Genomic DNA, 26251 nt, shown 5'->3' with positions numbered 1-26251 from the left:
TATTGAGCTTTAAAAAGAGATGACATTTTACTAGGTGTCATCCCTTTCTTCATCCCCATTAGTATATTCAAATAGATCTTGCATATTACAATTAAAATATTTACACAAAGTATCAGCAACCGAAAGTTCAATTCGTATTGCCCGGTCATAGTAAAGACTCGTTAGCGTATTGCGATTAATACTGGTCGCCTGAGCTACCTCACTTAGCTTTAAAATTTTTCGCTCACCCATCAAATTTGACAACCTACATCTAATCATAACAACCTTTAAATTAAAAAATTAACCTACAGGAGGTTAATTTAACTTGATGAATAACTTTTACCATGGTAATTTAACCTGCAGCAGGTTATATTGTTTTATTGAAAACCAAATTAGCCGTTCTAAATTTCATTATATAGTTTTTTAAGGAAGTTCAGCTATGAATAACTACTTTTCTCCAAAATTCTCTGTTTCAGAGGAAGTTCGTTCAACTGCTGTTGCACTCATTAAAGAGTTCAATATTGACCGTACATTTGATTTAGCCTTGTTTCTGAATGTTAACCCAAACTTAAATGACCAAGATGCGACTTTAGCCTGGGTGAATTATTTTGAAAAAAATCAACATGATCTCAGTGACTTCAATCATGTTAGACGCCACTTTATGAAAAATTTTCCTAAAATTATGTTTGCTAATTTCAGTGAATAAAATAATCAAAGGGAGATATCAAATATCTCCCTTAATTTTTTATAGCAATCCCTCTTATGGTAATCTCAACAAAAAGTAAAATTCAATTTAATAGGTTGTCAAAATATGGAATCATTTATAAAAGCAGGTCATATTGAGCCTTCGGTCATTGTTTTTGACGTATTTGGCACACTTGTGAAGATAGGGGAAAGACGTTCCCCATATAGAAAATTAATGAAATGGCTACAAGAAAATGGGCGACAACCAAAACCTGATGATGCCAAATTTATTATGTCCCACAATTTGAATTTAGCAGAGCTTGCAAAGCGATTAGCAGTAAATACTCCAGACCAATTTCTGCAAGAACTCGAGCATGATTTAGATGAAGAGTTACGCTCTATTCGACTGTATGAAGATACCTTATCAACTTTGGAAGAATTAAAAAAATTGGGATTCAGATTAGCATTATGCTCAAATTTAGCTATGCCATATGGAAAAGTTGTTCTTCATTTTTACCTTCTCTTGATGCTTATGCTTGGAGTTATGAGGTTGGAGCAATTAAACCAGAGTCACAAATTTATCAATATTTAATTGATAAATTACAATGTCATGCCAAAGACATTTTGTTTATTGGAGATACTCTTTTAGCTGATTACAGTGGTCCAACTGAATTTGGTATGTCAGCACGTTTAATTGATCGTAAGAGTGGGCAAAAGCTGGCAGATGTTTTAGCTGATATCATGATATTAAAATCTTAGATTAGCATTTAAGCTCAGCTATCTTTCTAATTTTTTAAAATAGGTTTCACATTTTGAAGCGGGGCTAAAATTATATTTTAAAGCGGTATTGGCTCTAGCTGTTGAATATTCAATACCTTGAATTTCACGCTGCTGAGCAAAAACTTGAATCGCAGGATGCAACTGTTCTGAGCAACTGGCATCGTTGCTAAAGTATTTTAAAGTCTTGGTATTGGAAAAATATATTGCAGCAAACAATCGCCCATCTTTAAACACAATCGCGGATGAAGCATCTAAACTGCTTCCAGACCGACCTTCATAATACAGCGCCTCATCTGTTTTCAGTAAATATGGCGCTAAATAATTGTCAAAATTGGATTGAAATTTTAGATAATCATGCTTTAACAATGTTTGAAGTCCTGTTTGGATTTTTGGATTCAAAACAATTTGAGGAATTGATGAAATTTCTGAATATTGAATGAAGTCTAGTTCTTGAGCATGAGTAAAAATGGAGATTGAAAAAAGTAGAAAAAGATAATATTGATTCTTCATATCAAATTTATTATTTTTATGTCCATATTGACTTACTTATGGATTGTTCATTTTATATGGACACTTATGGAGTATCAATAAGAGTAAAACCCTTTTGCATTGATTTCATAACATTTCTCCAATGTATAAATTTTTATAAGCTTTTATTAGCTACTTGTATTCAGCATGTTCTATGCCAGTCCTTAGCTTATCGAATTTTAACTTAAAAAAACAGAGACTTAAAACATTATTCAGCATGAACAAAAGCACCTCTTTTCTGACAAAAAGAAATAATAATTGACAAAATATGTCACCATTTTGCAAACCTGAGACCCTACCTAAGGAATTTTTACTGTTTTTTTAGTGATTTTCGCAATTAAAAGAGAATTTAATCACAGAGTTTCACTTATCTTTTTTTCTAAAAAATGATGAATAAATAGACCATTTATCGGAAGATAAACGGTCTAATCGAAATAGGTTAAATTGATTTTTGATAAAATAGCTTAATAAAGGCTCAATTTAAAATATAAGGTTCATTTGGAAGCTCATTGTTCACTTCATTTTTATTGTTTTTACCGTAAAAGTCATCAAGCACCGTACCAATCCGCTCCACTCCATGTTTAACAGCAGCTTGATATTGTTTCGCAGTCAAAAGGCTGATCATTTCCTGACAGATTTGAGTCCAAATATGTGTTTGTGTTGCATTCTTCAAACCACGATCAATCAAAATCTCAACTTTACGCTCACACAAATTTAAATAAAGCAGCACACCACTATTCAACTCGGTATCCCACACACCTAATTCTGCAAAGAGTTGCTGCGCACGTAAACGTGTATTTTGATAGTAAGCTTGTGAACAAGGTATATGGCCTTCAATTACTACCTGAATTTCTCCTACATGACCTTTTTCTGCTTGCTGTACTGCTCTGGCGATCTCTTGTCGATCTTGTTTATTAAAATACCGATGTGCCGATGAAACATAAAAAAAATGCTTTAACCAGCGTTTTGCACTAGGTTGTACAGATTCATCTAGCTTTGGTTGCGTAATAATTTCTGTTGTATCTGTTTTAGTTACCATGATCCTGAGGCACCTCCCCCTCCAAAGCTACCGCCACCACCGCTATAGCCACCACCACTACCGCCAAATCCTCCACCTCCGCCTCCGCGTCCTCCACCAGACAAGAAAGCTTGAAAAATCAGTTGAGCAAGTGATGTGATTAATAAAAAGAAAATACCTATGCCAAGCAGCAAACTCATAAAAATACCAGCACCATTTACTAAACCTGCAACTGTTGCAGCAACAGCAGCAGTAGATGCACTTAATCGTTTACCGACAATGAACGATCCTATGACACCCGCAATTAAAATAAATAGCGCCATCGTAAACGTATTATCTTTCGCTTGTTGTGCTTGGATTGCCTGCTCATGTCGTTCTTTGAGCTCTTGAGCAGATTGTTGAGCGATCTCAGGATCAAGATTAACAATACGGGTAAGCTCATCCAAACCTGACGAAATCCCTTGTGCATATTGACCTTGTTTAAAATAAGGCGTGATCTGATTTCGAATTATTCGGCTCAATACTACATCGGGTAATACACCCTCCAAGCCATAACCTGTCAATATTTGAATTTTACGATCATTAATCGCAATCGCCATTAACAAACCATTATCACGCTTGGCTGAACCTAATTGCCATTTTTCGCCTGTACGCAAAGCAAAATCAAAAATGGCTTCTTGTCCTGTCGTTGGTACAATAATTACACCGATTTGAGCTTTGCCTTGTTGATATAAACTCAGAATTTTTTGATTAAGTTGCTGTATTTCAGCCTCACTCAATACCTTAGCTTGATCAATAACAGGCTGATTTAAAGTTGGTAAACCTCGAATTGATTCAACATCCCCCATATCATTGGCAACTTTTGGCAATACGGGTGCTTGTGTTGACTGCGATGATGTAGAGCTATTTTTCTGCTGATCTTGAATGATTTTTCCAGCAACAATCACATCACTGTGATCTGTTACGGTTGCAACCTCCGCCCAAACGGTATGCTGACAACAAAGCAGCGCAAAAAGAATAATAAGAATATATTTAATTTTTTGCGTTGGTTTTATCAACATACCTAACTCCTTATCGATCTAACCAGTTTCAGATCTTAATTAAATGAAACTGTCGGAGCTTGCTGTGCGGATTGTTCTGCTTTGAAGTTCTCTTTGGTTTTCATTCCAATGACTTTTGCAGTCATCACCTGTGGGAACTGACGTAGATAAGCATTGTAATCTTGAACGGTCGTGATATAGCGATTGCGAGCCACGGCTATACGATTTTCAGTACCTTCCAATTGGGCTTGTAAATCACGAAATTGTTCGTTGGCTTTTAGGTCGGGATAATTTTCAGAAACAGCGATTAGACGAGACAATGCACCCGTTAATTGACTTTGTGCTTGCTGGTATTTCTCAAACAAAGCTGGGTCTTCTAACACTTCTTTATCAACTTTTAAACCTGCAACATTCGAGCGTGCTTGAGTCACTTCTGTGAGCACTTGCTCCTCATGTTTGGCATAACCTTTCACGACATTAACAAGATTTGGAACTAAATCAGCACGACGTTGATATTGGTTTTGTACTTCTGACCATGATGCATTGACTGCTTCATCTTTCACTTGCAAAGTATTATAGCCACACCCTGTAAATAAGAGTGTACTCGCCAAAACTGTAGCAATTGCGGTTTGTTTAATTACTTTCATCAAAATTTATCCTCAGGTTTTTCTTTATATTTTTGCGATAATTCATTGTAATGTGATTTTTTGCTTGCTGTGTAACATTTATTAAAGTTGATTTATTTTTAGATTAAATAAAAAAGCATTACTCAATTCGCTTGAAGTAATGCTCTGCAATACGAGGAGAATTATGTTGTCAGCCTAATTAACTGTAAATTTTAGATGCAGTTTCTTCTTGAAAGCTGATCATTCCATATTCGTCAGCCATACGTGCTTTCCAGTAGTTTACCAATTTCGTATAGTCATGCTTTGCAGGATGGAAATCCGCTTGATAATACGATAAGTATTCAGGAATAAGTTGAATTAACATTTTTACGAGTAAATAGATTCCAAATAGATTGCCACCAACTTTTGGTAAGCTTTTCCATTTATCTTGCCAAACTAAACGTGAGGTCGCATAGAACGTCAGACTTGCAAAACCAGTGGTTACACTACGCATTAATAAACGGCGAATACGATCATCGCCATAGACCTCTTGATAGACATCAAAGGCAACAGAGCGATGTTCAATTTCTTCAATTGCATGCCACACCCATAATTTCATTGCATCATCATCTAAGGTACTTAATATTTCTGGATGTTTGAGAATGTAACCGCCTAACATCGCAGTAAAATGTTCAAATGCACAAGTTAAAGCGAGCTGTAATTTTGGATGAATGTTTCGTAGTGCATCATCACGCTTTGCCAACCACGCTTGAAAACGATCAAGGTTATAATCCTCTTTACGCCATGCATCATTGAACTCAGTATGGGCTTTAGAATGCATTGCTTCTTGTCCAATAAATGCAGCAATTTGTGCTTGTAACTGAGGATCTTTAACTTTATCTCGTACGTTCCACACACTGTTCACAAAATATTGTTCACCAATTGGAAAAGTGGATGATAACGCAGTTAAAAGATGCGACATTAACGGAGAGTTAGCAAAATAGTGTCGTTGAATTTTTTTAGGATTAAATTGCAAACGACGCACAGTGATCCCCAAAGCTATGGGACGATTTAAATAGCCTTTCTCTGAATTTGCATTTGCAAGTGCCATCTTGAGTTCCTGCACATTTTATATACTGACTTTGAGTATTGCGCTGCAGGATAGTCAAGCATAGGGCAAAATAGCTTATACGATTTGCCAAAACTACCAAAAAGATAAGGTGAAAATAATAAAGCCTGCATAATGCAGGCTCTACTTCGACGTCTTTTACAATATTTTCTGGATTAAACACCAAGGTAATCTAAAATACCCTCGGCAGCTTGACGACCTTCCCAGATAGCAGTTACGACAAGATCAGAACCACGCACCATGTCTCCACCTGCGAAAATTTTTGGATTAGAGGTCTGGAACTTGAACTCTTGCTGTTCAGCTGCTACTACACGACCAGAACCATCTAAGCTCACATTCGCAGAACCAAACCAATCCGCAGGGCTTGGACGGAAACCAAAAGCAAGCAATACTGCATCAGCTGGTAAAACTTCTTCAGAACCAGGAATTGGCTCAGGGCTACGACGACCACGGCTATCAGGCTCACCCATCTGTGTAGTCACCACTTTAACACCAGTCACTTTGCCATTTTCGCCGACAATTTCAATTGGTTGACGATTGAATAGGAATTTTACACCCTCTTCATAGGCATTTTTCACTTCGCGCGCAGAACCCGGCATGTTGCTTTCGTCACGACGGTAAGCACATGTCACATCATGTGCACCTTGGCGTAATGAAGTACGGTTACAGTCCATCGCAGTATCACCACCACCCAGAACAATCACCTTTTTGCCATCTACACTGATGTATTCACTTGGATCTTTTTCCCAGCCTTGGCAACGATTTACATTCGCAATTAAGAAATCTAATGCATCGTAAACACCATCAAGATCTTCACCAGGGAAACCACCTTTCATGTAAGTGTAAGTTCCCATACCCATGAATACTGCATCGTATTCAGCAAGCAACTGTTCGATCGTTACATCGACACCAATTTCAGTATTCAAACGGAACTCAATGCCCATCCCCGTGAAGATTTCACGACGACGTTTCATCACATCTTTTTCCATTTTAAATTCTGGAATACCGAATGTTAGTAGACCACCAATTTCAGGACGTTTATCGAATACAACTGGTTTTACACCACCGCGCGCAAGAATGTCTGCACAGCCTAAGCCTGCTGGACCTGCACCAATAATTGCAACTTTTTTATTCGTCCATTTAACGCCAGACATATCTGGGCGCCAGCCTAAAGCAAAGGCAGTATCGTTGATATATTTTTCAGCATTACCAATCGTTACTGCACCAAAGCCGTCATTTAGAGTACAAGCACCTTCGCATAAACGGTCTTGTGGACATACACGACCACAAACTTCTGGCAATGTATTGGTCTGGTGGCAAAGTTCAGCTGCTTGGAAAATTTGACCTTCAGCAATCAGTTTTAACCAGTTTGGAATATAGTTATGTACAGGACATTTCCATTCACAATATGGGTTACCACACCCTAAACAACGATGAGTCTGGTTTGCAGCCACTTCCGCTGTAAAAGGTTTATAAATTTCCACAAACTCTGCTTTGCGGACAGTAATATCTTTTTTCTCTGGATCTTGACGTGGTACATCCAGAAATTGAAAGTCATTATTGAGGCGTTCTGCCATGTCTCTCTCCGTGGGTAGGCGCAGCGATGTCTCTCATCTCTGCACCTGCCTATGTCTTTGCAGTCGTGGAATTATTGTGGATCAGCTTGGGTTGTTTTCAAAAGCGTTTGCAAATTAGCAGCTTTTGGTTTTACAAGCCAGAACTTACGACTATAGAAGTCGAACTCATTACGGATTTTATATGCCCAAGCACTACCTGTTTCTTTGATATGTTCATCAAGGATACGTAGTAGATTTTCTTTGTGATCTTCCATCGACTCGGTAGAGATACGATTTAGGTCAATCAGCTCATGGTTGTAGTAGTCAACAAAGTCATTATCAAGGTCAAGTACATAAGCGAAACCGCCTGTCATACCCGCACCAAAGTTATGACCCACTTTACCTAAGACAGTTACCACACCACCTGTCATATATTCACAGCAGTGGTCGCCAGCACCTTCAATTACCGCAAAAGCACCCGAGTTACGAACAGCGAAACGCTCACCCGCAGTACCCGCAGCAAATAACTTACCGCCAGTCGCACCATATAAACAAGTGTTACCGATGATTGCAGTATTTTGTGTTTGGAACGGTGAACCTTTTGGTGGGAAAATCGAAACGCGACCACCCGCCATGCCTTTACCAACGTAATCGTTCGCATCACCTTCAAGTTTGATATGCAGACCACCTGCGTTCCAAACACCAAGTGACTGACCAGCTGTACCAACAAGATTCATCACAACTGGGTTGTTTTCCATCCCTAAGTTGCCGTAGCGACGTGCGATCTCACCTGAAATACGTGCGCCAATTGAACGATCACAGTTACCAACAGTGAAATTAAATGAACCGCCTGTACCTGCTTCAATCGCTGGTAGCATTTCAGCAAGCATTTTCTCAGCCAATACACCTTTATCAAATGGCGCATTACCTTGAACTTGGCAATACTGAGCTTTACCTTCAGCAGATGGATGTGAAGTCAATAAAGCGCTGAGATCAAGATGAGCATGCTTTTCAGTTTCACCTGGTAAAACTTCAAGCAAATCAACGCGACCAATCAAATCTTTAAGTGATGCAACACCTAGAGCAGCTAACCATTCACGTGTTTCTTCTGCAATAAACTTGAAGAAGTTAATCAACATTTCTGGTTCGCCAATATAGTGTTCTTGACGTAAATGATCTTGCTGAGTTGCAACACCAGTTGCACAGTTATTCAAGTGGCAAATACGAAGATATTTACAACCTAATGCGATCATTGGTGTAGAACCGAAACCAAAGCTTTCAGCACCTAAAATTGCTGCTTTGATTACATCCAGACCTGTTTTTAAACCACCATCAGTTTGAACACGTACCTTACCACGCAAATCATTTACACGAAGTGCTTGATGCGCTTCACTTAAACCCAATTCCCAAGGCGAACCTGCATGGTGAATTGATGAAAGTGGAGATGCCGCTGTACCACCGTCATAACCAGAAATGGTAATGAAGTCAGCATAAGCTTTTGCAACACCTGCTGCAATCGTTCCAACACCTGGCTCAGATACCAGTTTTACCGATACCATTGCTTGAGGGTTTACTTGCTTCAAGTCAAAGATCAACTGAGACAAATCTTCAATTGAGTAAATATCGTGGTGTGGCGGTGGTGAAATCAAAGTCACACCTGGCACCGAGTAACGTAAACGTGCAATTAAGCCATTCACTTTACCACCTGGTAACTGACCACCCTCACCTGGTTTTGCGCCTTGTGCCACTTTAATCTGCAAAACTTCAGCAGAAGTTAAGTACGCTGGTGTTACACCAAAACGACCTGATGCAATCTGTTTGATTTTCGAGTTACGAATCGTGCCGTAACGCGCTGGGTCTTCACCGCCCTCACCTGAGTTCGAACGACCACCAATTGTATTCATTGCAATTGCAATTGCTTCGTGTGCTTCTGGAGATAATGCACCCAAAGACATACCAGCAGAGTCGAAACGTGGAAGGATATCTTCAATGCTTTCAACTTGATCAAGCGCAATTGAATTTGTCGTTTTTAATTTGAATAAGTCACGAATCGTAGCTACAGGACGGTTATTCACCAACTCTGCATATTCTTTAAAGTCTTGGTATTGACCTGAGCGAACAGCCTTGTGAAGTGAGTTAATCACGTCAGGGTTGAAAGCATGGTACTCTTTACCAAATACAAATTTAAGTAAACCACCTTGATCAATCGGCTTACGGTTCTGCCAAGCAGTTGTTGCCAATTTTTTCTGATCGTTTTCTAAATCTGCAAATGTTGCACCTTGAATACGGCTTGGTACACCAAGGAAACACTTATCAACAACTTCAGAAGATAAACCTACCGCTTCGAATAATTGACCACCGCGATAAGAAGCAACTGTCGAAATACCCATTTTAGAAAGAACTTTCAACAAGCCTTTCTCAATACCTTTACGGAAGTTTGCTTGTGCGTGGATTGGATCACCCAATAACTCGCCTTTAGCAACCAAGTCATTGATTACATCATAAGCCAAGTAAGGGTAAATCGCTGTAGCACCAAAGCCGAGCAATACTGCAAATTGGTGTGGATCACGCGCAAAACCTGTCTCAACTATAATGTTTGCATCTGTACGCAAACCAGTTTTAATTAAGTGATGATGTACGGCACCTGTTGCCAATGCTGAATTCGCAGGTAAGAAGCCTTCACGGAAGTTCTTATCTGTTAATACGATCAGTGTTTTCCCATCACGAACGGCTTGAGCAGCTTCTTCACAAATACGAGCAATTGCTGCTTGTAAGCCTTCTGCTTCAGCATAGTTCAAATCGATATCAACAACGCCATAACCTTCGCGCTCTTTTTCCACATCACGAAGCTGCTGCATTTTTGAGTTTGACAATACAGGGCTTGAAATAATGATGCGGTCAGCGTGCTCTGGACCTTGTTCAAATACGTTTTGCTCACGACCTAAGCAAGTTTCCAATGACATCACAATCGATTCACGCAAGGGATCAATTGGTGGATTAGTTACTTGAGCAAACTGTTGACGGAAATAATCAGATACATGACGTACCTGACGAGATAATACTGCCATTGGCGTATCATCGCCCATCGAACCAACCGCTTCTTGACCACTTTCTGCGATAGGACGTAACAACTGATCACGCTCTTCAAATGTTACCATAAACATTTTTTGAGCGGCTTTTAATGCATCGCCAGTTAAACCTTGATCAACTAATTTTTCTTCAAGTTGTGGGTTCGCTTGCAAACGGATTGCGTGATCACGCAACCATTCACGGTATGGACGCATGTTTTTAAGATGGTTACTAACATCTTTAGTATCAAGAACTTTACCTGTCAATGTATCTACAACAAGGATTTGACCAGGACCTACACGGCCTTTAGATACCACATCTTCTGGTTCATAACCCCATACACCGATCTCAGATGCAAGTGTGATGTAATCATTTTTAGTGATCACCCAACGTGCCGGACGCAAACCATTACGGTCAAGCATACAGATTGCATGGCGACCATCTTGAATAACCAAACCTGCTGGACCATCCCAAGCTTCCATATGCTTAGAGTTGAACTCATAAAAAGCACGTAAGTCAGCATCTAAGGTTTCAACGTTTTGCCAAGCTGGTGGAACTAACATACGTAGTGCACGGAATAAATCCATACCACCACCAACTAAGATTTCAAGCATATTATCTAAGCTAGAAGAATCCGAGCCAGTACGGTTAACAATTGGATTTAGTTCAGTTAAGCCTGGAAGTAATGGGTTTTCAAATTTTGGAGTACGCGCCAAAGCCCAGTTACGGTTTGCAGTAATAGTGTTAATTTCACCATTGTGTGCAAGATAACGGAAAGGCTGAGCCAAAGGCCAACGCGGTAATGTATTGGTTGAGAAGCGCTGATGGAATACAACGATATGTGATTTTAGACGCTCATCTGCTAAATCAGTGTAAAAGTCAGCAATAGCAGCAGGCATCATCAAGCCTTTATAGCTAATCACTGTTGTGGCTAAAGTAGTCACATAAAATAAAGGATCATTTTGTAATTGTTGTTCAGCACGACGACGCGCTAAGAAGAGTTTACGATTAAACTCAACCTCAGTGACACCCATAGGGCAATTCACTAGAATTTGTTCAAATGCAGGAAGTGATTGCAACGCAATTTCACCTAGAGCATCATTATTTGTCGGCACAACACGCCATGCTGCAACGGTAAGACCTTCAGCTGTAATTTCTTTGTTCAGAATATTTTTGGCATTTTGAGCTAAAGCAGGGTCAATATTTAAAAATACAGTACCCGCAGCAAAAATCTCAGTAAGATTAGTACCTAACTTCTGAGCTTCATCACGAAAGAACTGTTTCGGCATAGCCAATAGCAATCCGCACCCATCTCCCGTCTTACCATCTGCGGCAATACCACCACGGTGCGTCATGCAACTTAAACTGTGAATTGCGGTTTCCACAAGATGATGACTTGAATCACCCTTCATATGGGCAATCAAACCAAAACCACAGTTATCCTTAAACTCATCAGGTTGATATAAACCTTGAGCGGGAGCTACAGTATTAGGCGATGGCATGTGCATAGCGTACCCTTCTTTCAACATGGCTCTTTCGAGCAACAAACAATCAATTCATTTTCTGCGATATTGCCGATCAACTCATATAAAGTTCAATGCTTCGCGAAAACATTTTTTCTGGCGGATTTGCAATATACGCTGTTCTGCTAGGAGATTCAGCGCATTTCACCATACAAAGTGTTTTTAGTTATTACACCTTCACACTTCTTTGTAAAGCACAAAAACTTTACATTTCACCAAAATAATGAATCATTTAGCACTAAAAAAAGCAATGAGCAGATAAATTAGCACCACAACGATGCAAAAAATATGCCATAAAATTATAAATTTACTAAATCATTAAAAAAGTTAAAATAACTAAAAATTATAAAGATATGCGACGTTTCCTTTTAGAACAAAATTGCACCAAAAAAAAGCTTAATGCAACAATTTTGAACTATTTTGCACCATTTTAATGCAATATTAATTAAACGGATCCGTTACTTCTCTTCTGGAAGAATCTGAATTTTCTCTTATTTCTTCAGGAGTTGAGCTGTTATTTTGTTGATTAGACTGACTTTGTCTAACATTAACTACATTACCTTGTGCATCGCGCTGAGTCACAGTTGTAGTCACAGTTGTCGATGTATTTACACTCTGAGTTGTAGCTGTATTTGATGAACCCTTCACCTGCTGCCCACTCATCAACAAAGTTTCATCTATTTTAGGTAATGCTGCTGGCTTCAAACGCACTTCAAATAACTGATTCGAAGCTGACTTTAACTCATCTGAGCCTAAATCATTTACATAAGATGTATAAGTAGATAATTGCTGAATGGTCGGATGTATTGACTTTGGTAGAACTAAATTAAGTTGGGAAAATTGACGTTTAGCTTCTTCAGCGTTTGGGAAAAGACCATATGCCAATACATATTGTTCAACTTGTTGATCACCACTCAAACGAAAATAACTAAATTTATTCCGATCTGCACGACTCAACAAAAAGTTTTTAACAATTGCCTCATCCGAACTACGAAAAATTTCAACAACCCATTGACGTTGATTTTCACTAATAAATTTTGTTCCACGGAATTCAGGTGCATGTTCATTCGACACAACAACACGAGTAGTTAAATCTAGCGGTTTAACCTCATTCGTTAATGCACCTAAATTCGTAGTCGCTGTTACTTTTTCGGACTTAATTTCAACCTGTGCTTCATTTTTAGAAGGGTGATCCATCTCAACAAGTGCATCACGATCCGTTACAGCCCAAAATATCAGTGCAGCCACCAAACAAGCGATAGAGAAAAAAAGCCAGCTATACTGTTGAATATTTTGCCAAATTGATCGTGACACAGCCATATTACCCTAATTTTAATTACGCGCTTTGGTTTGCAAGAATCGCTTGTTTCATCAGCTCAACATCAAAATCCTTAGTGATCACTGCTTGTCCAAGTTGTTTCAACAAAACCAAACGCAATTGACCATTCAAAACTTTCTTATCATGTGCCATATAAGCTAAGAATTCTTCAAGAGGAATTTTTGGACATGATATCGGTAAACGAGCACGTTGAATGATTTTTTTTGTACGCTCAAGATCTTCACTTGTAATCCAACCCAAACGTTCAGACAAGTCAGCAGCCATCACCATCCCCGTAGCAACAGCTTCTCCATGCAACCAAATACCGTAACCTAAATAAGACTCTATTGCATGCCCAAATGTATGACCTAAATTCAACAAAGCTCGTTCACCTTGCTCTTTCTCATCATTTGCAACAATTCTAGCCTTATGAGCACAAGAGCGATAAACTGCTTCAGCTAACAAGTTAGCATCTCGAGCAACCAACCCATCCATGTTCTCTTCGAGCCAAGTTAAAAAATCAAGATCACCAAGTAAGGCATATTTAATCACTTCTGCCAATCCAGCCGATAACTCTCGATCAGGCAAGGTTTCTAACTGCGCCATATCCGCAAGTACAACTTGAGGTTGTTGAAACGCACCCAGCATATTTTTACCCAGTGGATGATTAATTCCTGTTTTCCCCCCAACACTCGAGTCCACTTGCGACAATAAAGTTGTAGGAACCTGAATGAAATTTACACCACGTTGAAAACAAGCGGATGCAAAACCAGCCATATCACCTACAACACCACCACCTAAGGCAAGCACTGTACAATCTCGATTAAAACCCGCTTCTAATAAAGCATTAAAAATCAGATTCAAATGCTCAATATCTTTATACTGCTCACCGTCAGGTAAGATACAAGTTGCAACTTGCTTATCTAATTGCTCTAAAGCTTTAACATAATGCTCCGCGTATAAAGGTGCGACAGTTGTGTTAGATACCAACATCACTTGTCGTCCGAGCAGATAAGGTTCAAGTAATCTCTTGGGATCTAAATGACTACCAATAAAAATAGGATACCGACGATCCCCCAACTCTACATGTAACGTCTGCATAGCATTAACCACTAAATAAATTACTTGTCTTGTTTAGATAAAATTAACTGAAGAATTCTTTGAGCTAAATCTCTTGCTGCACCTTGATTTGTTTCAATAATATAATGAGCAACTTCGCGATAGAGTGGATCTCTCGCATCTAGCAATTCTCTAAGTTTCTTTTCAGGATTTTCAACTTGAAGTAATGGACGATTTTTATCACGATAGGTACGCTGCAGTTGAAGTTCTACAGGCGTATAAAGATAAACAACTATTCCTCGCTGATGAAGGAATTGACGATTTTCTGCTTGAGTAACTGCACCACCACCTGTTGCTAGAACTAATGATGAACGAGAAGTTAAGTCATTTAATACATTTGTCTCGCGTAAACGAAATCCAACTTCACCTTCTTTTTCAAATATCCATGGAATGGTAGCGCCTGTTTTACGTTCGATTTCATGATCACTATCAATAAAATCACGACCTAACAATTCTGCTAAATGCCGACCAACTGTTGTTTTACCTGCCCCCATTGGCCCTACCAAATAAATATTTGGTAGGGATTCAAACGCTTTGCTTGGCAACGCGCCACCTATATTCATTGCGACTATTGAAAATATATTAATGATTTCTTGTCAAAGTGTCATTAACAATTCTCGGCGTAACAAAAATAAGCAACTCGCGTTTATTGTCTTGTTTAGACTCTCTGCGGAATAATTTCCCAACATAAGGTAAATCACCCAAGAATGGAACTTTGGTCTGAGAATTAATATTTTCTTGCTCGAAGATTCCACCAAGAACAACAGTTTCACCATTATCAACCACAACATTCGTATCAATTGTGTTTTTATTAATCGTCAACTGCCCTGTAGGTGTTGGTGTTCCTGGTGAGTCTTTGGTGATGTTTAATTTCATCATCACCTTACCCTCAGGGGTAATACTTGGTGTAACATCCAAACTTAAGGTCGCATCAATAAATTCAGTTTTTGGAACAGCATTAGCTCCACCACCCGTAGAAGATGAATAAGGAATTTGAGTCCCTGATTCAATTTTTGCAGCTTGCTTATCTGCGGTTAGAACTTTCGGAGTTGAGATTACTTCACCATAACCATCAGCCTGAACAGCCGACAACTCTAGGTCCAACATAAAATCTGAAAGACTAATTAAACCAAAAGCAATACGACTTGCTCCACGTGTCACAGCACCTAAATTCACATTCAGATTATCTGGACGCTCAATATCATATTTCCAACCACCAGTTTCACTATCAGCTGTAGGTTCTCGTAAATTCCATAAAGTTGTATCACTACCACCAACAAGCAAATCATTATTAGATGCTATACCTTGAGACAATATCCCCCACTTCACACCCATCTCTTTGGTAAAGTCTGTACTTGCACGCACAATACGTGCTTCAATCATCACTTGTTTAACCGAAACATCGAGTAAATCGATCATTTTACGTATTTGATCAATCTTTTGAGATGTATCATTTATAATCAACGTATTTGTCCGTGGGTCAATCGAAACAGTTCCGCGTGGGCTCAATAAACTACCTACGCTATCCCCTAACAGATCATTAGCTCCCTGATTACGATTACCATTACCTGAGCCATTTTTACCTTGAGTAATGAGTTTTTCAATATCTGCCGCTTTCGCATAACTCAATTGAATATACTCTGTTTGCAAAGGTGAAAGTTTCACACTTTGAGCGATTGCTTTCGCTTCATCCTCTTCCGCTTTGATTAGCTCAGTAACTGGTGCAATCCAAATTACATTTCCATTACGACGCTTATCCAAGTTTTTTGTTTTCAAAACGATATCAAGAGCCTGATCCCAAGGAACGTCTTTAAGACGTAGTGTAATATTTCCTTGTACAGTATCAGCAGCAACCATGTTGATTCCCGTAAAGTCTGCTAATAATTGCAAAACACGGCGAACCTCGATGTCTTGGAAATCCAATGAAATTTTATTTCCAGTATAAGTTTGTGGCTTAGCTTTATTCGGTGATTTATCTTCTGGTCTTTTTAAACTAATTGTAAGTTTGTTCTCTGCCTGATAAGCCATGTACTCATAGCTACCCGCAGATTGAATAGTAATAACCCCATTTCCTTTGTCGTTATAAGCATCAATACTTGCTACTGGGGTCGCAAAATCATTAGTATTTAAACGACGCGCCAAGTGCGTTGGGATTTTATTTCCAAGAGTACGAACAACAATTTTACTTCCTTGTTGTTGTACATCTACTGGTGTATTACCCCCCAATAAATCGATAACAACTAGTCCTTCACCTTGATTTCCTCGTTGAAAACCAATATTGGAAACCCCTTGTTGAACTTGTCGAGTAGCAACCGTAGGATTACTGATTAATGTTGGTTTTGCAGAATTTATTTTTAAAACAAAAGTATTACCTTCAACACGGGTTGTGAAAGCACCCGAGTCTTTTAAATTTACAATCAAACGTGCACGCTGATCATCTGCAGCCACATTGACGGAACTTGCCTCATTGGTTGAAACAGGAATAGACGTTTGCTTTAAGTTCTGCTGAGCCTTATCAAAATCTAAAATTAAACGAGCAGGCTGCTCAAGTTGATAGGCCTGTGGTTGAGGAGGCAAACCATTAAACATGACTCTGATTTCAGTACCCTGATCCCCCAAGTTCATCGGCACAATATTTGTAATACCCACCTGTGCCGAAGCTACTTGCGAAATAGCAATTGCAACCGCAGCCATAGAAAATTGACGGAATGCATGATTCATGGTCTTCGCTTCCCCAAATAAAGAATCTTTAATCTGTTTTTTCATTTTTATTCCCTTAATTTTATGGTGCCATACCAATTAGAACGAGTGTTCTTGGTCTCTCCACATAACCATCACGCCCATCTGGTACAATTTCCACCAAATCAATCTGAGTCGGACTAATTTTTACCACTCGACCTTGATTCATTCCTAAGTAGTTTCCAACCTGCACCCGCTCAATTTGTCGGTCCGGGGTCTGAATCAGCGCTATCGTTTCATTCGTTTTACCACGCATGCTACCCTTCATATTTAGGGATTCCAACGCATAACTTTCCAGTGGTTGTGGTTGACGATTGAAATTTGGATAAACACGTTTACCCGCCATTATTTTCAACTCAGCTGCCAATGAGCTTGGCATAAATGGACTTTTCAATTGATGTGCTGAATAGTTAAATAATGGTACAGGGCTAAATACCGGTGCTGGCTCAATAGGTAAAGCAGGTTCATTCCGAATTTCAGCCATTTTTTGGTTTACAGCGTCAATTTTTGAATCACATCCAACCAAAACAAGCCCGGCCATAAAACTAAACAATAATTTATAATTATTCATTAGTTAGTTCCTCCTTGACTAGGTGGATTATTCTGAGGAGGTACCGCCGCTCCAACCTCAGTATTTGCTGCATCATCAGCACCCACATAACGGTAGGTTTTTGCCTTAACGGAGTAATTCACAACAGGAATATCTGACTTCTTCGTCGTATCTTGTGATGCTTCAACCGTGAAATCGTGTAAAGTTACAATTCGAGGCAATGCCGCAATACCTGTAGCAAATGCTCCAAATGCATGATAATCGCCAGTTGCTTCTATACTAATCGGTTGTTCAATAAAGAATTCTTGCTTAACCTCATTTTCCAAGCGAATGTTTTTAAACTTCAACCCCGAATTCACACCAGTCAAGTTAATATCTTCAACCAAACTTGGAATCTCAGTTTCTTTCGGCAATTGTTCTAGTTGCTGATTAAAATTAGCTTCCATTTCTTGTAACTGAGCTTGGTAACGCTGCAAATTACGCAGTTTAGAGTCTTTTTCTCTAAATTCATTCAATAAACTTTGCTCTTTAGCCTCTTCATTAGCAATACGCTCAAGCTGAGATTTAATAACAACAAAGTAACCAAGTGCTAAAACAGCTAAAAAAACAAAAATCCAACATGTCACTTTTACAGATAGCGGCCAGCTACCGTAATTATTCATATCAAGCGTATTAAATTGCTGAAAGAATTGCTCTACTGTCATTTTCTTTTTCTTTACAGCAACATCTTGATTGAGTTCATTTAATTCTTCTTGACTCATTGTGCTGCCCCCACTGTTCCTGATGCGACCGTTTCTGCTAATGGGTCAGCTTCAACTGTTGTACCTATTTCACCAAGATCAACAGTTACAACAAAACTTCCATAGTTTTCTTCAATACGAGGTATAAGCGAGCTGACAGTTTTGTCTTTTTTCTCTTCAGCCGCTAAAAAGGAATTCATAAAAGCATTGCGATACCACGGCGATGCTTCAAGATTTCTCAGTAACTCAGCAACCGTATTTGGACTTTCAGCTTTACCTTCTATCGTGAACTTATCTCCTGTACGTGTAAATTTAGTCAAATACATGGTTGGCGGAGTAACTCGCACCAATTCATCGATTAAACGTACAGCAACAGGTCTTTGACCTTGCAATCCTTGAATGAGTTTCATCCGTTCAATAATTGCATTACGTCGCTCTTGCAAGCCATCTAAGGATTTTAATTGAGCATCAAGATTTTGATTTGTGCTCACAATCAGTTGGTTCGCTTGTTCTTGATCATTTAATTTGTAATCAAGATAACCCCATCCTGCCAAAACTGACGCCACACCTAATGCAGCGACCCCTACACAATATGCAATAAATTGTTTCTTTCGTTGTTCTCTTAGCTCATCACGCCAAGGGAGTAAGTTAATCTTTGCCATTAATCAAAACTCCTCAATGCTAATCCACATGCCACCATCAAGGATGAGGCATCATTTTCTATTTTTTTGATATCGATTTGGGGAGAAAAGCCCATTTGTAAAAATGGGTTGGCAATCGTTACTCGATAACCTAGCTTTTGTTGCAACAGTTTAGCTAGACCTGGAATATTGGCATTACCACCTGCTAACAGGATGTGGTCAATCTCATTAAATTGAGATGATGAGAAAAAGAATTGCAGCGAACGTGCAGCTTGTTGCACAACTGCATCAAGAAACGGTTCTAAAACTTCGGTATCGTAATCATCTGGCAAACTTCTTTCTTTTTTAGCTCGACCAGCTTCTTCAAAAGATAAACCATAGCGATTTTGAACGTCTTGAGTAAGTTGTTTTCCACCAAACACTTGCTCACGAGTATAGATAATTTTACCTTTTTGCATGACCGATAACGTCGTCATCGTATGCCCAATATCTAGAATACCCACTGTATTCGCACCCATAGGTAGCGTATCAGCGAATACACTAAAAGCACGTTCCATCGCATAGCTTTCGACTTCAGCAATCTTTGCCTTTAGACCTGCTAACTCAAGAACTTCAACACGTGAATCGACATTCTCAGTACGCGTAGCGACTAATAACACATTGACACGATTAGGATTTGCCAATCGATCAGCTAAGACTTCAAAGTCCAAACTAACTTCATCTAATGGGAATGGAATATATTGCTCTGCATCCATACGAATTTGAACTTCCCGCTCATCATCCGTCATGTCAGCATCCATCTCGATGATCTTATTAATGACCATCGAAGTAGGCACGGCAATAGCCACATTGGTAGTGTGAGGGTTTGCAAGATTAACAACTCGTTCAAGCGCGTCGCCAACTGCTTCTGGGTTTAAAATGCTTTTCTCAACCACACTATTTTCAGGTAGTGGCATCAATGCATAACTTTCAACCCAATATCGACCGTTCTTAACAGAGAGTTCCAATAACTTAACAGTTGTCGAACTAATATCGACACCCACTAACCCCTTATTTGGTTTACGATATAACCTGAGCACAGTACTTTCCTATTTATTTTTTTATCCCCAAAAATACAACACACTAATTTGTTTTGGTCTTTAATTTATACGGATACAATATCTCATCTAACAATCCGTATGTCTAAAGGATATACTGACCACAATTAGTTTGCCATTCGCTCTTATTAAAACTTACTTATTATGAAAAAGCTATCCAGTTCTGGCATTGTTCGCCCATTTTTTTTGATGCTTATTATTATCTTAGTCTCACTTCCAATGGGTTTTTATGGCATGTATCTCTATCTAGCACCCTCTTTGCCAGATATGAGCTCTCTTAAAAAAGCGCCATTATTGAAGCCATTACAGGTGTATACAGCTGATAATAAGTTAATTGCAGAATATGGTGGGAAGCTATCCATTCCAGTTCAATATGAGCAAATCCCTCCTACATTTATTCATGCTTTTTTAGCAGCGGAAGACTCCTCTTTCTTCGAACATAATGGCATCAGTTTCAAAGGTTTAGGTCGAGCACTCACTGAATCAATTACAGGTTCTGACGTGCAAACAGGTGGCTCAACAATCACCATGCAGGTTGCGAAGAACTATTATTTAAGCCCAGAAAGGACACTTAAGCGTAAGCTTACCGAAGTATTTTTAGCACGAAAAATAGAGCAAAATCTAACCAAACAAGAAATCTTAAGTTCATATGTAAATAAGATATTTTTAGGTAAAAATGCCTATGGAATTGCTGCGGCAGCCAGAATTTATTACAACAAAAATTTAGATCAACTCAGTATCGCTCAAATGGCGATGATTGCTGGTTTACCTAAGGCACCATCGAAATACAATCCAGTCGTAAATCCTGAACGTGCTTTAGAGCGTCGTAACTGGATTTTAGGTCGAATGTTACAGCTAGGTTACATCAATCAATCACAGTATCAAAAAGCAGTTGCTGAACCGATCAATCTCAATATGATTGATCGCTCTGTGAGCAATATTCATCCTTACGTCGGTGAAATGGTTCGTTCTGAACTCGTAGAACATTTTGGTGAACAAGCGATTGATTCTGGTTATAAAGTTTACACAACGATTGATAGCAACAAACAAAAATTCGCCGAACAATCCATTCAAGATGGTTTAGAGGCGTATGATCGACGACATGGCTGGCGTGGTCCTGAAGATCACGACAAACCACTTAATCAATTTATGGCATATGCAAATACTTTTCCAGCGCAAGTAACTAAAGTAAATACCAATTCATTTGAAGCTTTGATGCAAGATGGCTCGACTGTCACCGTAAATTGGTCAGGCATGTCATGGGCACGTCCTTATCGCAATGCGAATAGCGTTGGTGGTGCGCCTTCTCACGCATCCCAAATTGTGAAGGTAAAGGACATTATCCGCTTACGTCCTAATGAAGACAAATCAGCCTGGTCACTGGTCCAAGTTCCAAAAGTTCAAGGGCAATTAATCGCCTTAAACCCAAATGATGGCTCAATTGAAGCAGTCGTTGGCGGATATAATTTTTATCAATCGAAATTTAACCGTGCTGTGCAAGGCTGGAGACAACCTGGTTCGACCATTAAACCTTTTGTTTATGCACTCGCTTTAGAACGAGGTATGACGCCCTATAGCATGGTAAATGATAGCCCGATCCGTATTGGGAAATGGTCGCCAAAGAACTCTGATGGACGCTATCTTGGGATGATCCCTCTACGTCGTGCGCTTTACCTTTCTCGAAATACTGTCTCAGTTCGTTTATTGCAAAATGTAGGAATTGAACGAGCTAGACAGCTGTTTATGGACTTTGGTTTAGAAGAAGAACAGATTCCTCGCAACTACACAATTGCCTTAGGTACACCACAGGTATTACCAATTCAAATGGCTACTGGTTATGCTACTTTTGCAAATGGTGGATATCGAATTCAACCACATTTCATCAAACGTATTGAAGATGCAACAGGTAAAGTCATTTATGAGGCCAAACCTGAATATGCCTGCATCCCATGTATCAACAATCCAAATGCTTATGCAGAACAACAAGCTGCAGAAGAAGCTAAAACCAAAGAGATCACCAATGAATCTTTAGATGACGCACTCGCAGCTTCAGATGCACAAACAACGACATCTACAGTCGACACCAAAACCTATAGCGATTATCGTCAAGCTCAACGTATATTAAAATCAAGTTCAGCATATGATATGGCGAATATCTTACGCGATGTAATTCAACATGGTACAGGTCGTGCAGCGCTTAAAATTGGTCGTGATGATTTAAGTGGTAAAACAGGTACAACCAATGATGCAAAAGATGCTTGGTTCGCAGGTTTTAATGGAAAGTTAGTTGCTGTAGCTTGGGTTGGTTTTGATCAGCCACGCACATTAGGTCGTAGAGAATACGGTGGCGTTGCAGCCCTACCAATTTGGACAACATTCATGGCAAATGCACTCAAAGACACACCTTCGTCATGGGTACATTTAGATAAAAATGCTAAAGATCCAATTTCACGAGATAAACTACAGATCCAATCAACTGAAGATAAAAAAGAGTATCGCGCCGCTCCACCATTGGCTCGACCATTGTATCGCCCAGAACCAGCACCACAAACACGCTCTGTTGAGAATGATTTTTCTGATTTACCAGGAACAAATGCTTCAGGTGAAGAACAAATTATTGTTCCAGCAAATAGACAACCACCTCCAATGAATAATGATTCACAAAACCCCGCGCCTAAAAAGGAACGGGATGGAATTGAAAACCTAATTAATCAAATACAATAACTCATTCGAAGCCATCAATTTGATGGCTTCTTTCTTTTCTGAAATAAATAAATCTGAAAAGCAGCCGTAACCTCAAATTCATTTTGCTGCTCTAATTGTGCTCTACGCTCAGGATTTGCCTTATAAGCATAAGGAGTCATCGCAATAAGATTCTTCAAATCTTGTTGTTCCAATCGCAGTGACGCTTCTATAACCTGTGCTTGCTTTAAATCAAATTCATCATTTAACTGATCGACGAATTTTTGTGGTTCATGCAAATTCACTTGTTCAAATAATGCTTCTCGCAATGCAAACAAGTGCTTCGGTGCAGGCGTTACTACAATCAAATATCCTTCTGGTTTTAATACCCGCCCAATTTCACTTTGCGGGATGGGACTAAAAAGACTGCTACAAACATCAATTACAGAGTCCCTCACTGGCAATGTAGCACCTGTGCCAACAACCCATGTGACTTTATTATTCAGTTTTGCAGCTCGTTGTACTGCTGTTTTTGCAATATCAACACCGATACAGACTTTTGCACAACCTTGCATTGCACTTGTGTAATAGCCTTCACCACACCCAATATCCAAAATAGAACTGGGCTGCAATGTTTGTAGCAACTCAACAACAGCGTTTTGAAGAGGTGCATAAAAACCTTTTTGCAAGAATTCACGTCTAGCCAAAACTGATTCTGCTGTATCCCCTGGGCTTTTACTATGTTTATGCTGTACCACATGCAAATTGACATAGCCTTGCTTAGCAACATCATAATGATGTCCATTTTCACATCGCCATGAGTTTTCAACCAAATCCAATGAGTGTCGACAGACAGGACACATCAGCAAACTCATTTATTTTCTCCAAAAAAAAAGCCGGTATCCACCAGCTTTTTTGTGAATTTTCGCTTAACGTAATTTTAACGTCATCAACCCTAATACAACGAGGAAAATCGTAATAATCCAGAAACGGATAACAACTTGCGTTTCTTTCCAACCTTGCTTTTCATAATGATGGTGTAAAGGTGCCATCAAAAACACTCGCTTATTCCGCATGCGTAAGGAGCCGATTTGCAAGAAAACTGACACAGCTTCCATAACAAAAACACCACCCATAATAGCAAAAACAATTTCTTGTCGAACCATCACCGCAATTGTACCCAACATTGCGCCTAGTGCTAATGCTCCTACATCACCCATAAAGACTTGTGCAGGGTGTGCATTATACCAAAGGAAAGCTAAGCCAGCACCGATCATTGCTGAACAGATCACCACGAGCTCTGAAGTATATTTTACATACGGAATATGCAAATAATTGGCAAAACGAATATCACCAGACAAATAAGCAAACACGCCTAAACCTGCAGCAACCATAACAACTGGCATAATCGCTAATCCATCTAAACCATCAGTTAGATTGACGGCATTCGACGCTCCATTGATGACCAAATAAGTAAATACGATAAATGCTAATCCAAGAGGAACAACTGAAAGTGGGATCGAAAGATTCTTAAAGAACGGGATAAGCAAATCCAGCATATTTGCTGTATGCACGACACTATCTTGTTGCTTTGCAATAACATACAACGCAACACCTGCTCCTAAAGATGCAACCGAAGTCCAAAAGAACTTCTTACGAGCAGGCAAACCAGCGTTATCTTTATAACGGATTTTAATCCAGTCATCAGCCCAACCAACAGCACCAAAGACAACCATGACACCTAGGACAATCCAAACATAAGGATTTGAAAGATCAGCCCACAATAGCGTACTGATCCCAATTGAAAGCAGAATCAGGATACCCCCCATCGTTGGCGTACCCATTTTTTTAGCATGGTTTTCTGGAGCAAACGAGCTAACTGCCTGACCATATTTCAAAGCTTGTAGCTTGCGTATCATGATTGGTCCTAAAACCAAACCAATCATAAGCGCAGTTAACACGCTCAATAACGAGCGTAATGTTAAATAACGAACAACCTGAAATGAGCTGTTATAGCCCGCCAGTTGCTCAAATAACCATAACAACATTTAGATTTTCTCCATCAAATCAGCCATCAACGTTTCCATGTGGGTAAAACGAGACCCTTTAAAGAGGAAACTCATTGACTGGGGTTGATGTGTTTGAATTAACTGAATTAAAAATGGTAAAGCTTCTGCTTGTGTCCCAAAGGCGTGTAATTTTTCTGAGTGGGATGAACCTTGTAATGCGGCATTTGCATATTCACCCACTACAACAATTTGATCCAAGGCTAAAGCAGCTAAATCGCGACCTAAATCATGATGCTCTTGCCAACTACTATCACCTAACTCACCGATATCACCCATGACCATGACCTTGAGGCCTTGTTGTTGCAAAAGCACTTGGGCAGCAGCACGCATTGAAGTTGGATTCGCATTATAAGTGTCATCGATGAACAAATGGTTTTGATGTTGAATAAAATTCAAACGCCCTTTAGCACCTTGGGCCTGTTCCAAACCCTCTACAATATCATCTAATTCGATACCAATTGCCAAAGCAAAGGCTGTAGCTGCCGTTGCATTTTGAACATTATGCTCACCAGCAAAAGGTAAATTAACTACACGCTGACCTTGTGGGGTGTGTAAACTAAATCGAACTGATTGAGGTTTTAATTCGATCTCAGTCGCGTAAACATCACCACCTTGACCAAAGCTTAAATTTGAGTGTGCTTGAGCACTATTTCTAATGTCGGCAGTAAAATCATCAGCAGTAGGAACGATCGCCACTCCTTGAGGTAAAATGTGCGCATAGATCTCAGATTTAGCACGACAGATTCCTTCACGCCCTCCAAATTCACCTAAATGTGCAGTACCAATATTTAGTATTCCTGCGACATGAGGTTGAACCAAATTAGACGTATAATCAATCTCACCTTGGTGACTGGCACCTAATTCCATAACCGCGTATTGATGTTCTTTACGCAATTCAAGCAACATCATTGGGACACCCAAATCGTTATTTAAATTGCCACGTGTAATCAATGTCGGTGCCAAACGAGAGAGAATACTCCCGAGCATTTCCTTAGTTGTTGTCTTACCACTACTTCCAGTCAATGCGATCACTTTCAGATGTGCATTCTGTTTACGACGATAGGCTCCTAGATCACCTAAGGCTAAACGTGTATCTTTAACAACCAATTGCGTAATATCAACATCTATAGGACGTTCTACAATCGCAATTTGACAGCCTTGAGTCGCGACCTGAGCCACAAAATCATGAGCATCAAAACGCTCACCTTTAAGCGCAAGAAATACATCACCAACTTCTGCATGACGTGAATCCGTCAAAATTCGCTTTATTGCACCTTGAGGAATATTGCCATGAAGCCATTCACCTTGAGTTGCTTCTTGTAATTGTTCTGGAGTCCAAGGCTCTAATGGAACTGTACTGGTCGTGGAGGTATGCATAATATTCC

21 protein-coding genes and 1 pseudogene are annotated in these 26251 nt (G+C 39.4%); 3 read left to right on the top strand and 19 right to left on the bottom strand.

The genetic code is table 11. From position 1 onward, the window contains the following. Positions 1-30 precede the first annotated feature (30 nt). Positions 31-258, bottom strand: coding sequence for a helix-turn-helix transcriptional regulator (locus Q9Q86_RS14890; RefSeq protein ID WP_112986750.1), 228 nt, complete (start codon positions 256-258; stop codon positions 31-33). A gap of 160 nt (positions 259-418) precedes the next feature. On the opposite strand from Q9Q86_RS14890, the gene Q9Q86_RS14885 reads away from it, so the two are divergent. Together Q9Q86_RS14885 and Q9Q86_RS14880 are read left to right on the top strand one after the other, a co-directional pair. Continuing rightward, a complete protein-coding gene (locus Q9Q86_RS14885; protein ID WP_004281168.1) occupies positions 419-685 on the top strand; it encodes a hypothetical protein in 267 nt (88 codons plus the stop codon). 105 nt (positions 686-790) lie between these two features. Continuing rightward, positions 791-1422: pseudogene (locus Q9Q86_RS14880) on the top strand (HAD family hydrolase). 18 nt (positions 1423-1440) lie between these two features. Here Q9Q86_RS14880 and Q9Q86_RS14875 read toward each other — a convergent pair. From Q9Q86_RS14875 to Q9Q86_RS14805, 15 genes are all read right to left on the bottom strand, one after another. Further along, positions 1441-1953: a hypothetical protein gene (locus Q9Q86_RS14875; RefSeq protein WP_112986749.1), complete on the bottom strand. Its 513-nt coding sequence runs from the start codon at positions 1951-1953 to the stop codon at positions 1441-1443. A gap of 493 nt (positions 1954-2446) precedes the next feature. Then, on the bottom strand, positions 2447-3010 hold the full coding sequence (locus tag Q9Q86_RS14870) for a TPM domain-containing protein (RefSeq protein ID WP_112986748.1): 564 nt from the start codon (positions 3008-3010) through the stop codon (positions 2447-2449). Further along, a complete protein-coding gene (locus tag Q9Q86_RS14865) occupies positions 3004-4050 on the bottom strand; it encodes a YgcG family protein (protein WP_112986747.1) in 1047 nt (348 codons plus the stop codon). The genes Q9Q86_RS14870 and Q9Q86_RS14865 overlap by 7 nt, the downstream gene beginning before the upstream one ends. Before the next feature lie 35 nt (positions 4051-4085). Continuing rightward, positions 4086-4676, bottom strand: coding sequence for a LemA family protein (locus Q9Q86_RS14860; RefSeq protein ID WP_112986746.1), 591 nt, complete (start codon positions 4674-4676; stop codon positions 4086-4088). 178 nt (positions 4677-4854) lie between these two features. Beyond that, positions 4855-5745, bottom strand: a complete 891-nt coding sequence (locus Q9Q86_RS14855) for a metal-dependent hydrolase (protein WP_112986745.1) — start codon at positions 5743-5745, stop codon at positions 4855-4857. 173 nt (positions 5746-5918) lie between these two features. Continuing rightward, a complete protein-coding gene (locus Q9Q86_RS14850) occupies positions 5919-7340 on the bottom strand; it encodes an FAD-dependent oxidoreductase (RefSeq protein ID WP_004909607.1) in 1422 nt (473 codons plus the stop codon). Positions 7341-7411: 71 nt separating this feature from the next. Further along, a complete protein-coding gene (gltB, locus tag Q9Q86_RS14845; protein ID WP_171293824.1) occupies positions 7412-11890 on the bottom strand; it encodes a glutamate synthase large subunit in 4479 nt (1492 codons plus the stop codon). 462 nt (positions 11891-12352) lie between these two features. Continuing rightward, positions 12353-13231 (bottom strand): hypothetical protein, encoded by an 879-nt coding sequence (locus Q9Q86_RS14840; protein ID WP_112986743.1) that lies wholly within the window; start codon positions 13229-13231, stop codon positions 12353-12355. A gap of 16 nt (positions 13232-13247) precedes the next feature. After that, positions 13248-14330 carry a 3-dehydroquinate synthase gene (aroB, locus tag Q9Q86_RS14835; RefSeq protein WP_112986742.1) on the bottom strand — a complete coding sequence of 361 codons (1083 nt, stop codon included), beginning with the start codon at positions 14328-14330 and terminating at the stop codon, positions 13248-13250. A 20-nt stretch (positions 14331-14350) separates the two neighbouring features. Then, positions 14351-14911, bottom strand: coding sequence for a shikimate kinase AroK (gene aroK / locus Q9Q86_RS14830; RefSeq protein ID WP_112986741.1), 561 nt, complete (start codon positions 14909-14911; stop codon positions 14351-14353). 19 nt (positions 14912-14930) lie between these two features. Next, the gene (pilQ, locus tag Q9Q86_RS14825; protein WP_171293826.1) at positions 14931-17069 is read right to left on the bottom strand and encodes a type IV pilus secretin PilQ; all 2139 of its coding nucleotides are present in this window, start codon (positions 17067-17069) and stop codon (positions 14931-14933) included. 61 nt (positions 17070-17130) lie between these two features. After that, on the bottom strand, positions 17131-17658 hold the full coding sequence (locus Q9Q86_RS14820; protein WP_004909624.1) for a pilus assembly protein PilP: 528 nt from the start codon (positions 17656-17658) through the stop codon (positions 17131-17133). Further along, a complete protein-coding gene (locus Q9Q86_RS14815) occupies positions 17658-18398 on the bottom strand; it encodes a type 4a pilus biogenesis protein PilO (RefSeq protein ID WP_075696026.1) in 741 nt (246 codons plus the stop codon). The genes Q9Q86_RS14820 and Q9Q86_RS14815 overlap by 1 nt, the downstream gene beginning before the upstream one ends. Next, a complete protein-coding gene (locus Q9Q86_RS14810; RefSeq protein ID WP_004909633.1) occupies positions 18395-19039 on the bottom strand; it encodes a PilN domain-containing protein in 645 nt (214 codons plus the stop codon). The genes Q9Q86_RS14815 and Q9Q86_RS14810 overlap by 4 nt, the downstream gene beginning before the upstream one ends. Continuing rightward, positions 19039-20097 (bottom strand): pilus assembly protein PilM, encoded by a 1059-nt coding sequence (locus Q9Q86_RS14805; RefSeq protein WP_004951546.1) that lies wholly within the window; start codon positions 20095-20097, stop codon positions 19039-19041. The genes Q9Q86_RS14810 and Q9Q86_RS14805 overlap by 1 nt, the downstream gene beginning before the upstream one ends. Positions 20098-20259: 162 nt before the next feature. Between Q9Q86_RS14805 and ponA the strand changes: the two genes are divergently transcribed. Further along, entirely contained in the window at positions 20260-22839 is a 2580-nt protein-coding gene (ponA, locus tag Q9Q86_RS14800) for a penicillin-binding protein PBP1a (RefSeq protein ID WP_112986739.1), read from the top strand. 14 nt (positions 22840-22853) lie between these two features. Here ponA and Q9Q86_RS14795 read toward each other — a convergent pair whose 3' ends face one another. From Q9Q86_RS14795 to murF, 3 genes are read right to left on the bottom strand one after another with little or no spacing between them, the layout of a single operon-like run. Further along, positions 22854-23672 (bottom strand): putative RNA methyltransferase, encoded by an 819-nt coding sequence (locus Q9Q86_RS14795; protein ID WP_004964610.1) that lies wholly within the window; start codon positions 23670-23672, stop codon positions 22854-22856. 54 nt (positions 23673-23726) lie between these two features. Next, positions 23727-24845 (bottom strand): phospho-N-acetylmuramoyl-pentapeptide-transferase, encoded by a 1119-nt coding sequence (gene mraY, locus Q9Q86_RS14790; protein WP_112986738.1) that lies wholly within the window; start codon positions 24843-24845, stop codon positions 23727-23729. Beyond that, the gene (murF, locus tag Q9Q86_RS14785; RefSeq protein ID WP_112986737.1) at positions 24846-26243 is read right to left on the bottom strand and encodes a UDP-N-acetylmuramoyl-tripeptide--D-alanyl-D-alanine ligase; all 1398 of its coding nucleotides are present in this window, start codon (positions 26241-26243) and stop codon (positions 24846-24848) included. Positions 26244-26251: the final 8 nt, after the last annotated feature.

Origin of the sequence: Acinetobacter sp. A22 (assembly GCF_030913345.1) — a bacterium.
Classification (GTDB): domain Bacteria; phylum Pseudomonadota; class Gammaproteobacteria; order Pseudomonadales; family Moraxellaceae; genus Acinetobacter; species Acinetobacter junii.
This window is presented reverse-complemented; position numbering and strand designations above follow the sequence as displayed.